Origin of the sequence: Neisseria sp. P0020.S003, assembly GCF_051957095.1 — a bacterium.
Lineage (GTDB): Bacteria > Pseudomonadota > Gammaproteobacteria > Burkholderiales > Neisseriaceae > Neisseria > Neisseria subflava.
Genome location: NZ_JBQCWU010000003.1, coordinates 61,940 through 76,081 on the forward strand (window position 1 = coordinate 61,940; position 14,142 = coordinate 76,081).

14 protein-coding genes are annotated in these 14,142 nt (G+C 49.5%); 8 read left to right on the top strand and 6 right to left on the bottom strand.

The window, feature by feature from the left end:
- Positions 1-255 precede the first annotated feature (255 nt).
- From ACTHTQ_RS03230 to ftsZ, 8 genes are all read left to right on the top strand, one after another.
- Positions 256-1,518 (top strand): FtsW/RodA/SpoVE family cell cycle protein, encoded by a 1,263-nt coding sequence (locus tag ACTHTQ_RS03230; RefSeq protein WP_440363078.1) that lies wholly within the window; start codon positions 256-258, stop codon positions 1,516-1,518.
- A gap of 4 nt (positions 1,519-1,522) precedes the next feature.
- Positions 1,523-2,590: an undecaprenyldiphospho-muramoylpentapeptide beta-N-acetylglucosaminyltransferase gene (gene murG, locus ACTHTQ_RS03235; protein WP_003685904.1), complete on the top strand. Its 1,068-nt coding sequence runs from the start codon at positions 1,523-1,525 to the stop codon at positions 2,588-2,590.
- A 134-nt stretch (positions 2,591-2,724) separates the two neighbouring features.
- A complete protein-coding gene (locus tag ACTHTQ_RS03240; RefSeq protein ID WP_049351713.1) occupies positions 2,725-3,552 on the top strand; it encodes a class I SAM-dependent methyltransferase in 828 nt (275 codons plus the stop codon).
- Between the two features lie 265 nt (positions 3,553-3,817).
- The gene (gene murC / locus ACTHTQ_RS03245; protein WP_440363079.1) at positions 3,818-5,227 is read left to right on the top strand and encodes a UDP-N-acetylmuramate--L-alanine ligase; all 1,410 of its coding nucleotides are present in this window, start codon (positions 3,818-3,820) and stop codon (positions 5,225-5,227) included.
- Positions 5,228-5,314: 87 nt separating this feature from the next.
- Positions 5,315-6,229 (top strand): D-alanine--D-alanine ligase, encoded by a 915-nt coding sequence (locus ACTHTQ_RS03250; RefSeq protein WP_440363080.1) that lies wholly within the window; start codon positions 5,315-5,317, stop codon positions 6,227-6,229.
- Positions 6,219-6,938: a cell division protein FtsQ/DivIB gene (locus ACTHTQ_RS03255; protein WP_440363081.1), complete on the top strand. Its 720-nt coding sequence runs from the start codon at positions 6,219-6,221 to the stop codon at positions 6,936-6,938. Before ACTHTQ_RS03250 ends, ACTHTQ_RS03255 begins: the two co-directional genes overlap by 11 nt.
- Positions 6,939-7,012: 74 nt before the next feature.
- Entirely contained in the window at positions 7,013-8,263 is a 1,251-nt protein-coding gene (gene ftsA / locus ACTHTQ_RS03260; RefSeq protein ID WP_440363082.1) for a cell division protein FtsA, read from the top strand.
- A gap of 252 nt (positions 8,264-8,515) precedes the next feature.
- Positions 8,516-9,715: a cell division protein FtsZ gene (ftsZ, locus tag ACTHTQ_RS03265; RefSeq protein WP_003685906.1), complete on the top strand. Its 1,200-nt coding sequence runs from the start codon at positions 8,516-8,518 to the stop codon at positions 9,713-9,715.
- 121 nt (positions 9,716-9,836) lie between these two features.
- Here the strand turns inward: ftsZ and ispH are convergent, their stop codons facing one another.
- The 6 genes from ispH to ACTHTQ_RS03295 all read right to left on the bottom strand — a co-directional run bounded on the left by ispH (position 9,837) and on the right by ACTHTQ_RS03295 (position 14,141).
- A complete protein-coding gene (gene ispH / locus ACTHTQ_RS03270; RefSeq protein ID WP_440363083.1) occupies positions 9,837-10,805 on the bottom strand; it encodes a 4-hydroxy-3-methylbut-2-enyl diphosphate reductase in 969 nt (322 codons plus the stop codon).
- Positions 10,806-10,818: 13 nt separating this feature from the next.
- Positions 10,819-11,325, bottom strand: a complete 507-nt coding sequence (lspA, locus tag ACTHTQ_RS03275) for a signal peptidase II (protein ID WP_070633008.1) — start codon at positions 11,323-11,325, stop codon at positions 10,819-10,821.
- A 148-nt stretch (positions 11,326-11,473) separates the two neighbouring features.
- Positions 11,474-12,373, bottom strand: coding sequence for a glycine--tRNA ligase subunit alpha (gene glyQ, locus ACTHTQ_RS03280; protein ID WP_440363084.1), 900 nt, complete (start codon positions 12,371-12,373; stop codon positions 11,474-11,476).
- Between the two features lie 81 nt (positions 12,374-12,454).
- Positions 12,455-12,637 (bottom strand): DNA gyrase inhibitor YacG, encoded by a 183-nt coding sequence (yacG, locus tag ACTHTQ_RS03285; RefSeq protein WP_003682475.1) that lies wholly within the window; start codon positions 12,635-12,637, stop codon positions 12,455-12,457.
- Positions 12,634-13,254, bottom strand: a complete 621-nt coding sequence (gene coaE, locus ACTHTQ_RS03290) for a dephospho-CoA kinase (protein WP_440363085.1) — start codon at positions 13,252-13,254, stop codon at positions 12,634-12,636. The genes yacG and coaE overlap by 4 nt, the downstream gene beginning before the upstream one ends.
- Positions 13,254-14,141, bottom strand: coding sequence for a prepilin peptidase (locus ACTHTQ_RS03295; RefSeq protein ID WP_003685842.1), 888 nt, complete (start codon positions 14,139-14,141; stop codon positions 13,254-13,256). The genes coaE and ACTHTQ_RS03295 overlap by 1 nt, the downstream gene beginning before the upstream one ends.
- Position 14,142: the final 1 nt, after the last annotated feature.

A 14,142-nucleotide genomic window follows, 5' to 3' on the forward strand; every position in this document is an offset into this window, starting at 1 on the left:
TAGCCTATTTTCCTGAAGAAAAGATTTATACAAGGCCGTCTGAAAATATAAAAGTGTTTTCAGACGGCCTTTTGCCGATATCAAAGGGTAGGAGAGGGCGCAAAGAACGTCGGAATCCGACATCTTTAAAGAATCTGAATTGTTGCTTTGCCAAGAAACCTTTAGAATGACGTTTTTCTGATTTTCGATATTTTCAGACGACCCGTATATCCAAAAGGTCGTCTGAAACGTTTGTTCCGTAACGGATGTTTGTTCATGATTAGTCTTTCCAAGATTCTCGACCGCCCGATTTCCCGCAGCGGTCAGAAATTCGATACATCGCTTTTGTGGATGACGGTGTTGATGACCGTGTTCAGCCTGGTGATGATTTATTCCGCTTCGATTGCGTACGCGGCGGCGGAGGGCGGTACGCAGTTTTCTTTTGTCGGCAAGCAGGCAATGTTTATCCTGTTTACGGTGGCCATATGCTTGCCGCTTTTTTTGCTGAAGATGAGCTTCTGGCGGCGGATTATTCCGTTTTATTTTGCTGTCTCGGGTTTGCTGTTGTTGCTGGTGTTGTTTGTAGGCCGCGAAATTAACGGCGCGACGCGCTGGATTCATATCGGACCGCTCAATTTGCAACCTACTGAATTTTTCAAATTGGCGACGGTCTTGTATTTGTCCAGCCTGTTTACGCGCCGTGAAGAAATGTTGCGCGATTTGGATTCTTTGGGTTGGTCGTCTTTGTTTACCGGTATTGGCGATTTGGTGTGCAGCCCCTTTAAAAGTGACGCTCGGGTAAGGGTAAAGGAACGTTTCCGCAAGTTTAAGACCTTGATTCTGCCGATTATGTTGGTGGCGGTCGGTTTGGTTTTGATTATGGGTCAGCCGGACTTTGGCTCGTTTGTCGTGATTGTCGTGATCACCATGGGTATGCTGTTTTTGGCAGGCTTTCCATGGAAATATTTTGCCGTATTGGTGGCGACCGTTGTGAGCGGTATGGGCTTGCTGATTTTGGCCGCGCCTTACCGTATGGCACGTGTGGCGGCGTTTTTGGACCCTTGGAGCGATCCGTTGGGTAAAGGCTATCAGCTGACACATTCTTTGATGGCGATTGCGCGTGGCGGCTGGTTTGGCGAGGGCTTGGGTGCGAGTTTGGAAAAACGTTTCTATCTGCCCGAAGCGCATACGGATTTTATTTTTGCCGTCATCGGTGAAGAATTTGGTTTTGTTGGGATGCTGGTTTTGGTGTTCTGCTACGGCTGGCTGGTGTGGCGTGCGTTTTCCATCGGCAAGCAGGCGCGTGATTCGGGTTTGATGTTCAGCGCGTACATTGCCAACGGTATCGGTATTTGGATTGGTATTCAAAGTTTCTTCAATATCGGTGTAAATATCGGTATCCTGCCCACTAAAGGTCTGACTTTGCCGTTTATGTCTTACGGCGGTTCGGCTGTCTTTATCATGCTGGTGTGCATTACTTTGTTATTGCGCATTGATTATGAAAACCGCCAAAAAATGCGCGGTTATTCGGTGGAGTAAAACCATGAGCGGTAAAACTTTTATGCTGATGGCCGGCGGTACGGGCGGTCATATTTTCCCTGCATTGGCGGTTGCCGAGTCGCTGCAAAAGCGCGGCCATCATGTGATTTGGCTGGGCAGTCAGGATTCGATGGAAGAGCGTATCGTGCCGCAATACGGCATACGCTTGGAAACGCTGGCGATTAAAGGTATCCGCGGCAACGGCATCAAGCGTAAGCTGATGTTGCCGTTTACGCTGTATAAAACCGTCCGCGCGGCGCAGCAGATTATTAAGAAACACCGTGTCGAGTGTGTGATCGGTTTTGGCGGTTTCGTTACTTTCCCCGGCGGCTTGGCGGCAAAAATTTCCGGTGTGCCGATTGTGATTCATGAGCAAAACGCCGTAGCCGGTTTGTCCAACCGCCAACTGTCGCGTTGGGCAAAACGTGTTTTGTACGCTTTCCCTAAAGCCTTTCAGCATGAAGGCGGATTAGTGGGTAACCCTGTCCGTGCCGATATTGCGGCATTGCCTGTTCCTGAAGAACGCTTTGAAAACCGTCAAGGCCGTCTGAAAGTTTTGGTGGTGGGTGGCAGTTTAGGGGCAGATGTGTTGAACAAAACCGTTCCGCAGGCTTTGGCATTGTTGCCTGAGGCTGCCCGTCCGCAAATGTATCATCAGTCCGGCCGCAATAAATTGGGCAACCTGCAGGCGGATTACGATGCGTTGGGTGTGCAAGCTGAGTGCGTGGAATTTATTACCGACATGGTGTCCGCCTACCGCGATGCCGATTTGGTGATTTGCCGTGCCGGCGCGCTGACGATTGCCGAGCTGACGGTTGCAGGTTTGGGTGCATTGCTGGTGCCGTATCCGCACGCGGTAGACGACCATCAAACAGCTAATGCGCGCTTTATGGTGCAGGCCGAAGCTGGTTTGCTGCTGCCGCAAACTCAACTGACGGCAGAAAAACTGGCCGAAATCCTCGGCGGATTAAACCGTGAAAAATGCCTGAAATGGGCGAAAAATGCCCGTACGTTGGCGTTGCCGCACAGTGCGGACGATGTGGCGGAAGCCGCCATCGCGTGTACGGCATGATGACATAATGTGATGAACGAAACAGAGGTAGTCTGAAAACCAAGAAACGGGTTTCAGACGATCTTTTTGCAACTTGGCAGCCGTATTGTGCGGGAGTATGATGTAAATAGGAATTTCTCTCATTGGAGGCTATCATGTCTGCAAAAATCTCTCCCGAAACCATTTCCGCCCTGTCCAGTACCATGCTGATCCCCCTGTGGGCGAAGGCAGTAGAGCAGGGTAGGGCGCAGCCGCTTTTGCGCGATGACGAAGCCGTGCGGATGTTGGACAAGATTGACTACGACTTCAGCAAGTTTGCCAAAGTCAAAGCATCGCAGGTCGGCTGTTGCGGGCGGGCGAAGCTGTTGGACGATATGACCCGGCACTTTATCGCCGAACATCCCGATGCCGTCGTCGTGCAAATCGGCGCGGGGCTGGATGCGCGTTACGAACGCTTGGGCAAGCCGCGCATTACCGCTTGGTATGATTTGGATTTACCCGAAGTGATTGAAGTGCGGCGCATGCTGCTGCCTGAATCGGACAATCATTATCTAGGCGCGTCCATGTTTGACGAAGCGTGGATGAACACCGTCGCAGCGCACGGCAAACCCGTGTTGCTCGTGATCGAAGGCGTGTTGATGTATTTCGAAGAAACGCAAGTGCAGGATTTTTTCAAACAGGTTGCTCGCCGTCTGCCGAATGCCCAACTTGCTTTTGACACTATCCCCAAAGCCTACATCGGACAAAGCAAACACCATGACGCGCTCGGTAAAATGGACAAACCGCCCGAGTTCCGCTGGGCGATAAGCGGAGTGGACGACATTCTGCGGCTGATGCCGGGTGTGGAAATTATTGAAGAAGCCGGTTTGAGCAGCGTCTGCAAACCGCGTTATCCGTGGCTTTTGCGCCTTTTGTATGCGACCGCGTGGGGACGGCGCAAACTGGATATGCGCTTGATGAGGATACAAGTGCCATCCAGTTGATAAGCACGAGGTCGTCTGAAAACGGTTTTCAGACGACCTTATATTTTGTTTTTGCTGGTGTTTTGGTAGCTGAAATCAAGTTTAAAAATAGGCAAAATAGCAAAGATTCACCGCCAAGTGCCGCCCCTTTTTTACCCATATTGCAACCAATGTGAAATCCTGTATGCCAAAACATCTTTAATTTACAAGAAAACTATGGCGCAGAAGCGGATAGCCCTTTAAAATAACGCCTTTACGCATCGAAAATCCACCGAAACGCAACATCATGATGAAAAATCGAGTCACCAACATCCATTTTGTCGGTATCGGCGGCGTCGGCATGAGCGGTATCGCCGAAGTCTTACACAATTTGGGCTTTAAAGTTTCCGGTTCGGATCAGGCGCGAAATGCGGTTACCGAGCATTTGAGCAGCTTGGGTATTCAAGTTTATCCCGGTCATACCGCCGAACACGTCAACGGAGCGGATGTCGTCGTTACCTCTACCGCTGTCAAAAAAGATAATCCCGAAGTCGTCGCTGCGCTGGAGCAGCAAATTCCCGTCATTCCGCGCGCCCTGATGCTGGCGGAACTGATGCGCTTCCGTGACGGCATCGCCATTGCCGGTACGCACGGCAAAACCACGACCACTAGTCTGACCGCCTCCATCCTCGGTGCGGCAGGTCTCGATCCCACTTTCGTGATCGGCGGCAAACTCAATGCCGCAGGTACCAACGCCCGTTTGGGTAAAGGCGAATACATCGTCGCAGAAGCCGACGAATCCGATGCCTCTTTCCTGTACCTGACTCCGATTATGTCCGTCGTGACCAATATTGACGAAGACCACATGGACACTTACGGCCACAGCGTTGAGAAGCTGCATCAGGCGTTTGTTGATTTTATCCACCGTATGCCGTTTTACGGCAAAGCGTTTTTGTGTATCGACAGCGAACACGTCCGCGCGATTTTGCCCAAAGTGAGCAAGCCTTATGCTACTTACGGCTTGGACGATACTGCTGATATCTACGCAACCGATATTGAAAACATCGGCGCGCAAATGAAATTTACCGTTCATGTCCAAATGAAAGGACATGAGCAAGAGCCGTTTGAAGTTGTTTTGAATATGCCCGGCCGCCACAACGTCCTCAATGCGTTGGCGGCTATCGGAGTTGCGCTGGAAGTTGGCGCATCGGTTGAAGCGATCCAAAAAGGCTTGCTTGGCTTTGAAGGCGTCGGCCGCCGCTTCCAAAAATATGGCAACATTAAATTGCCAAACGGTGGAACCGCTTTGCTGGTGGATGATTATGGCCATCATCCTGTCGAAATGGCGGCAACCCTTTCCGCTGCGCGTGGTGCATACCCTGAAAAACGCTTGGTATTGGCTTTTCAACCGCACCGCTATACCCGTACACGCGATTTGTTTGAAGACTTTACTAAAGTCCTCAATACCGTTGATGCGCTGGTGTTGACCGAAGTTTATGCCGCAGGCGAAGAGCCGATTGCCGCAGCCGATTCCCGCGCCTTGGCGCGCGCCATCCGCGTATTGGGCAAACTTGAGCCTATTTACTGCGAAAACGTTGCCGACCTGCCGCAAATGCTGCTGAATGTTTTGCAAGACGGCGATGTCGTTCTGAATATGGGTGCCGGCAGCATTAACCGCGTTCCGTCTGCATTGGTGGAATTGTCGAAACAATCATAATAAACAGGCATATTGGCATTTGAGGACAGATAGGTCGTCTGAACAATATTCAGACGGCCTGTATCAGTATTTAAGAAAGTGGAAATTATGCAGAATTTTGGCAAAGTGGCCGTGTTGATGGGTGGCTTCTCCAGCGAGCGCGAAGTGTCGCTGGACAGCGGCGCCGCTATTTTGGCAGCCTTGAAAAGCAAAGGCGTCGATGCCCATGCGTTCGACCCCAAAGAAACCCCGTTATCTGAATTGAAAACACAAGGTTTTCAGACGGCCTTCAATATTCTGCACGGCACTTTTGGCGAAGATGGCGCGATTCAAGGCGCGTTGGAACTGATGGGTATTCCTTACACCGGTAGCGGGGTGGCTGCTTCTGCGCTGGGTATGGATAAATACCGCTGCAAACTGATTTGGCAGGCTGTGGGCTTGCCTGTTCCTGAGTTTGTCGTATTGCATGACGACAGCGACTTTGATGCTGTTGAAGAAAAATTGGGCCTGCCGATGTTTGTGAAACCTGCCTCAGAAGGCAGTAGCGTCGGCGTGGTAAAAGTAAAAGAAAAAGGCCGTCTGAAAAGCGTTTACGAAGAATTGAAACACTTGCAGGGTGAAATCATTGCCGAACGCTTTCTCGGCGGCGGCGAGTATTCTTGCCCGGTATTGAACGGCAAAGGCCTACCGAGCATTCATATTATTCCGGCTACCGAGTTTTACGACTACGAAGCTAAATACAACCGCAACGATACGGTTTATCAATGCCCATCGGAAGATTTGAGCGAGGCGGAGGAAAACCTGATGCGCGAACTGGCTGTGCGTGGTGCGCAGGCGATTGGTGCGGACGGCTGTTCGCGCGTGGACTTTCTGAAAGATACGGACGGTAAATTGTATCTCTTGGAAATCAATACCTTGCCTGGTATGACCAGCCATAGTTTGGTGCCAAAATCTGCAGGCCATACCGGCGTGGATTTTGCTGATTTATGTATTGAGATTTTGAAGACCGCTCATGTGGGATGATGCAGGCGCACTGGGTCGGCTGACCCGCCGGCTATTGGTGCTGATGACCTTTCTACTGATAGGTTCGGGCATAGCTTGGCTTTACAATTCAAAATATTTCCCTGTGAAACAGATTGCCATTCAGGGTAAGCTGAAATATGCTTCCAACAAAGAATTGCAAACTGTTGCACGAGAGCATATCAGGGGTAATATGTTCCGCGCCGATATTGATTCAGCGCAGGCCGCTTTTCAGGAGTTGCCTTGGATTGACTCGGCAATGGTACGCCGTCGTTTTCCGGAAACCGTGGAAATTATCCTGACTGAGCGTGTGCCGGTTGCACACTGGCGCGCTGGCGGCTTGGTGGACAGTAAGGGTAATGTGTTTGCCGCAAGCCTGAAACAGGACCTGCCTATATTTGAAGGGCAGCAGGGGACAGGCAAAGACATGGTCAAACATTATGCGGACTTTTCCGGTATTTTGAGTCCGTTGAAACTGACCATCAAAGAATTGATCTATACGCCGCGGTCGGCATGGCTGCTTGTATTGAACAACGGCATTACCGTGCGCTTGGGGCGTGAAAACGAAATCAAACGTTTGCAGCAGTTTGCCCAGATTTGGCCATCGCTGCTGCGTAAAAAACAAAGTAGTATCGAATATGTCGATATGCGTTATAAGGATGGTTTTTCAGTCCGTTACCGGCCGTCTGAAAACCCTTCCGACAGTGAATAGCCGATTAGACGTGAAGCAATCTTGTTTCAAAAATAATCAAACCGTCAGTCAGACAACATAGCGAACGAGCAATTATGGAACAACAAAATAAATATATCAGTGCCTTAGACATTGGTACGTCCAAGGTCATCGCCTTAATCGGCGAGATTCGGGAAGATAACGAAATCCACATTGTTGGCTTGGGTCAAAGCCCTTCACGCGGTCTGCGTGCAGGTATGGTGACCAACATTGACGCCACTGCGCAAGCCATTCGTCAGGCGGTAGAAGATGCCGAGCTGATGGCAGATACCAAAATTTCCCACGTCGTCACCGGTATTGCCGGTAACCATATCCGCAGCCTGAATTCACAAGGCGTGGTCAAAATTAAAGATGGTGAAGTATCGCAAACCGACATTGATCGTGCCATCGAAACGGCTAAAGCCATCAATATTCCGCCTGATCATAATATCTTGCATACCGTGGTTCAAGAGTACATCATCGACAACCAGCCAGGCGTGAAAGAGCCTATCGGCATGAGCGGCGTGCGTTTGGATACCCGTGTACACATCATTACCGGTGCGAACACTGCTTTGCAAAATATCCAAAAATGTATCCAACGCTGCGGCCTGCAAATGGATCAAATCATGCTTCAGCCTTTGGCAAGCGGTCACGCCGTTTTGACTGAAGACGAAAAAGATTTGGGCGTGTGCGTCATCGATATCGGTGGCGGTACAACCGACATCGCGGTTTATACCAATGGCGCAATCCGCCATACCGCGGTTATTCCTGTTGCCGGCGATTTGATTACCAAAGACTTGGCACAGGCCTTGCGTACGCCGCATAGTGCAGCCGAGTACATCAAAATCCATTACGGTGCCGCGATTCCGACTATGGACGGCTTGGATGAAATGATTGAAGTTCCTAGCGTTGGCGACCGTCAATCACGTCAAATTTCACGCCGTGTATTGGCTGAAATCATCGGCCCGCGCGTAGAAGAAATTTTGGAATTGACGCTGAACGAATTGCGCCGCTCCGGCTTCCCTGAAGAAGTGCTGACTTCAGGTATCGTTTTGACTGGTGGTGCTTCTATGTTGACCGGTATTGTTGAGTTGGCGGAAGAAGTCTTCAACTTGCCGGCGCGTATCGGTGTTCCACAAGAAATGGGCGGCGTATCCGAGCGTATCCGCAATCCACGCTATTCAACAGCGATTGGCCTGCTTCAGACGGCCTATGCTGCCGAAGAGGGTGAGCAAACCAGCCGAACCGGTGCGATTGCACTGAATGATTCAGGCAAAAAAATGGGTCTGTGGGAAAAAATCCAAAGATTCTTCAGAGATAATTTCTGATAAAAGTTTTCAGGGCGGACGGTGTAGCAACCGTTTGTCCTGAATATTTAAGTGGAATTAAACAGTTTTAAATAATTGTCAAGTGGATAATTTAAAACTTGTATATTTTCTGTTAAAAAATGTAGTAAAAATATAACGCCGACAGTCGAATGGTAAGAAGATTTTTGCCAGTATCTGGATACTTCTTATATAATACGGATAATAAGTTATTTTTGAACCGTCCTTATAAAGCGGGGCGCGGAGGATTATTGAATGGAATTTGTTTACGACGTAGCAGAATCAGCAACGAGCCCTGCTGTTATTAAAGTTATCGGTTTGGGCGGCGGCGGCTGTAATGCCATCAACAACATGGTTGCCAACACTATTCATGGTGTTGAGTTCATCAGTGCCAATACCGATGCGCAATCATTGGCTAAAAACAATGCGGCTAAACGCATTCAATTGGGTACAAACCTGACTCGCGGTTTGGGTGCCGGTGCAAATCCTGAAATCGGCCGCGCCGCTGCCCAAGAAGATCGCGAAGCCATCGAGGATGCCATCCGCGGTGCAAACATGCTGTTCATCACTACCGGTATGGGTGGTGGTACAGGTACCGGCTCTGCTCCTGTTGTGGCTGAAATCGCTAAAGAAATGGGTATCCTGACCGTTGCAGTTGTAACCCGTCCGTTTGCTTATGAAGGTAAACGCGTACATATCGCTCAAGCAGGTTTGGATCAGCTCAAAGAGCGCGTTGATTCCCTGATTATTATCCCGAACGACAAATTGATGACTGCTTTGGGCGAAGACGTGACCATGCGTGAAGCTTTCCGTGCAGCAGACAATGTACTGCGTGATGCGGTTGCCGGTATTTCTGAAGTGGTGACTTGCCCTAGCGACATGATCAACTTGGACTTCGCCGACGTGAAAACCGTGATGAGCAATCGCGGTATCGCCATGATGGGTTCAGGTTTCGCGCAAGGTATCGACCGTGCCCGTTTGGCTACTGATCAAGCTATCTCCAGCCCGCTCTTGGATAACGTTACTTTAGATGGCGCACGCGGTGTATTGGTAAACATTACCACTGCTCCTGGCTGCCTGAAAATGTCTGAGTTCAACGAGATTATGCGTATCGTCAACCAAAATGCACACCCTGAAGTGGAATGCAAATTTGGTGCTGCCGAAGACGAGAGCATGAGCGAAGATGCTATCCGTATTACCATCATTGCTACCGGCTTGAAAGAAAACGGTACTGACAACCAACTGCGTGCTGCTGCCCGTACCCAACAATTGGTACGCGGTGCGGCAGAAGTGCCTCAAGCTCAAAGCCAAAGCAGTGCTGAAAGTTTGGTTCGTACCAACCGCAATATCCGTTCTATGAATCTGACTGCGGCTGATTTCAGCAACCAGTCTGTACTGGATGACTTTGAAATTCCGGCTATCTTGCGCCGTCAGCAACATACTTCTGATAAATAATCAGGATCATGCATGAAAAGACCTGCCTTAAAGGCGGGTCTTTTTTATTAGCAGAATAAACTTAAGGCCGTCTGAAAGTTTTCAGACGGCCTTAAGTTTTCAAATAAAGCAAATAACAAACTTACCCTTTATTTAGGATCTGCTTGTTTTCGCCCTCACGACGCAACTCTTTGGGCAAGACAAATACAATGCTTTCTTCTGCGCCTTCTCCTTCGCGTATGGTCTCATGTCCCCAATCTTGAATGGTTTGTAAGACTTCTCGAACCAAGACTTCGGGCGCAGATGCACCGGCAGTTACACCGACCTTGGTTTTGTTTTCAAACCATTCTTTTTTCAGATAGGAGGCATTATCGACCATATAGGCATCAACTCCGCGCAATGCGGCTACTTCACGCAAGCGGTTGCTGTTGGAAGAGTTGGGTGAACCGACAACAATTACGAGATCGCATTCTTCGGCCAATTCTTTAACAGCAGTTTGGCGGTTGGTTGTGGCGTAGCAGATATCTTCTTTGTGCGGATTACGGATATTTGGAAAGCGTTGATTTAAAGCTGCAATGATGTCTTTGGTTTCGTCTATCGATAAAGTAGTTTGGCTGACGTAGGCAAGTTTGTCAGGATTTTTGACGTTCAGTCCGGCTACATCTTCCACTGTCTCAACCAGAAACATTTTGCCCGAAGGTAATTGTCCCATCGTGCCTTCTACTTCGACGTGGCCTTTGTGGCCAATCATGATAATTTCGTAATCTTGCTCATCGAGGCGGGCTACTTCTTTATGGACTTTGGTTACCAGAGGGCAGGTAGCATCAAAAACGCGGAAACCACGTTGTGCCGCTTCTTCCTGGACTGCTTTGGATACGCCGTGAGCCGAGTAAATCAGTGTGGCACCCTTTGGGACATCCGCCAAGTTATCGACAAATACGGCACCTTTTGCCCGCAGATTGTCGACGACGAATTTGTTGTGAACGACCTCATGGCGGACGTAAATAGGCGCGCCGAATTCTTCGAGTGCACGTTCAACAATACTGATGGCACGGTCAACACCGGCACAGAAGCCGCGGGGATTGGCAAGGATAATGGTTTTTTGAGTCATGTGTGTTCCGTTTTCAGACGGCCTTTGTGTCGTTTGAAGGTGTTTTTTTGTGCAGCAAACCGTCTATTACCAAGCAAACTGCGCCAACGCAGATAAAGCTGTCGGCAATGTTAAATGCGGGGTAGAACCAGTTTTGCCAATAGAAAAGCAGAAAATCGACAACGTGGCCGTGAATCAGACGGTCAACCACATTGCCAATCGCGCCGCCGATAATCATGGCAGCCCCTAGTTTGCCCCAGCGGCCAAACTCATCACGCAAAATGGCACGGGCTAAATACAAGCTGATAACGACGGCCAGACCTAAAAAGAAGAATTTCTGCCAGCCGCCTTGGTCGGCCAAAAAGCTGAATGCCGCGCCTGGATTATAGGCAAGGGTCAGGTCAAAGAAGCCTGGAATGATATTGAGGCGTTCGCCTTCGGTAAAGTGTTTCAAGATTTCCCATTTGCTCAGTTGGTCAAGAATGATGGCAACGAGGGAAAGTAAGAAAAAGGGAATTTTTGCAGAAGAGGATGAACTCATGTTTTCAGACGGCTTATGTAATAAAGGGTTTATTTTACCTGAAAGCAAGCTGGAAGTGTTTACGATGGCATTGACGTCAAGGCCGTCTGAAAATAGAAACGCCGCCACTTGAATATATCAAAGGGCGGCATAGTAAGTATGTGTGGGCTTATTGGTTTTTAAGCAATGGGAAGCCCAGTTTTTCGCGGCTTTCAACGAATTTTTGTGCAACGATACGGCTCAGTGCACGAATGCGGCCGATGTAGGTTGCGCGTTCGGTAACGGAAATGGCACCGCGTGCATCCAAGAGGTTGAACGTATGGCCGGCTTTGAGTACAAGCTCGTAAGCAGGCAGGGCAAGACTGGTGTCTTCAACTGCAAGCAGGCGTTTGGCTTGTTCTTCATAGTCGTTGAATTGGCGCAAGAGCCAATCGGCATCGCTGTATTCGAAGTTGTAGGTGGATTGTTCGACTTCGTTTTGGTGGTACACGTCGCCGTAGGTGACGGTGTTGCCGTCCAGCGTTTTTGCCCAAACGAGGTCATAGACGTTTTCCACGCCTTGCAGATACATCGCCAAGCGTTCGATGCCGTAGGTGATTTCGCCGAGTACGGGGGTGCAGTCAATGCCGCCAACTTGTTGGAAGTAGGTGAACTGGGTCACTTCCATGCCGTTGAGCCAGACTTCCCAGCCCAAGCCCCATGCGCCGAGGGTGGGGTTTTCCCAGTCGTCTTCGACGAAGCGGATGTCGTGGACTTTCGGGTCGATGCCCAATTCGCGCAGGGAATCGAGATAGAGGTCTTGGATATTGGCGGGCGCGGGTTTGAGGGCGACTTGGAACTGGTAATAGTGTTGCAGGCGGTTGGGATTGTCGCCGTAGCGGCCGTCTTTGGGGCGGCGGCTGGGTTGAACGTAGGCGGCAAACCAAGGCTCGGGGCCGAGCGCGCGCAGGCAGGTGGCGGGGTGGGAAGTGCCGGCGCCGACTTCCATGTCGAAAGGTTGGATGACGGTGCAGCCTTTGTCTGCCCAGAATGTTTGCAGTTTGAAGATGATTTGTTGGAAGGTGAGCATGGTGGATGGAATAGGTTGGAATAAAGAGGGTATTTTACTGTTTTGAGCCTGTTTTGGATAGATTGAAGGAGGCGGCGCAGTTTATTTGCCGTCCAACAGGTCTGAAAAAGGATCGTCTTCCGAAGAAACGGTGTATTTTTCTTGTGCCCATTCGCCTAAATCAATAAGTTTACACCGTTTGCTGCAGAAAGGGCGGTAGGGGCTGTCGGTGTTCCAAACAACTTCTTTGTGGCAGGTTGGACATTTTACAACAGGTGCGGTCATGCAGTTTCTTTCGGTGATTGTGCAATGGATTGATAGTATTGATGCAAGCGGGCAACCTTGATTTTTGTTTCTTCCATGCTATGAGTATTATCCAATACATCATCGGCATGCAGCAGTCTTTCACATCGAGAAGCTTGGGTGGCCATGATTTGACGCGTTTGTTCTTTTGAAAAACCATTGCGTTGATGTACGCGTTCGATTTGGACGGACTCTGGAACATCTACAACCAAAATGCGGTCAGTCTCCGCTTTAAATGCCGGATTCTCAATCAAAAGCGGTACATCGACAATGCCGTAGGTGGATGAGGCAAGTTGTTGTTTCTGCTGCTGGATTTTGTTTAAGATTAATGGCAGAAGCAGGTTTTCCAGTTGTTTTTTGGATTGAGGCCGTCTGAAAACTTCTTCCCGTAAAGCCATACGATTCAGACGGCCTTCACTGTCAAAAACCTCATCGCCGAAAAGCTGGCGGATGACAGGAAGGGCTTCACCGTTTTCAGCGGTCAGTGAACGGCTGATGGCATCGGCATCGATAATGGGTGCGCCAAGTTCGGCAAACATTTGGGCAATAGATGATTTACCGCTACCGATACCGCCGGTCAAGCCTATCCATAATGTCATTATCGGAATCCTGATTGTACGAGCCACCATTGTACCAGTTGGGTAATAGGTGCATTGGCAACCAAAATAATCCATCCTGCTACAGCAAGGCTGGGACCAAAAGCAAAATATTGACCTTTACCGACGCGGGCAATGAGTGCGCCCACCAGTCCGACTAAGGCAGCCATGAAGATCAGAACAGGCAAGATACCTACGCCCAGCCATGCCCCGAGCGCGGCCAAAAGTTTGAAGTCGCCATTGCCCATGCCAATTTTACCGGTCAGAAGTTTATAGACGGCGCATAAAGTATAAAGGCTCATATAGCCTGCGATTGCGCCTAAAACGGCTGAATGCAGAGGTACGAATGTGTCATTCAGATTAAACAGCAGGCCGATCCAGATTAGGGGCTGAGTCAGGCTGTCGGGTAAATATTGTGTATCGGCATCAATAAAGGTCAGCGCAATCAATATGGCAGTCAAAATTAATCCGCCAATAGTTGTACATGACCAGCCGTATTGCCACGCGACAATACCGAATAAGACACTTGTCAGCAGCTCAATCAGCGGATAGCGTATGCCGATAGCGGTTTTGCAGGAGTGGCATTTCCCGCCCAGTAAAACATAGCTGAGGATGGGGATGTTTTGCCAAGGTTTGACTGGGTTTTTGCATTTTGGGCAGCGTGAATTCGGTTTGCACAGATTAAATGGCTGTTTTTCTTCATCTGTCAGCTTGATGCCCAAATGCTCTTTAGAAAATTGTGTCCATTCGCGTTCCATCATTATCGGCGTGCGATAAATGACAACGTTTAGAAAGCTGCCAATCAGCAATCCTAAAATAACGGCTAAAGGAATGGCGAATGGCGCAAGAACGGAGAGGGCGTCGATGGCAGAGTAAATACTATCAAGCATA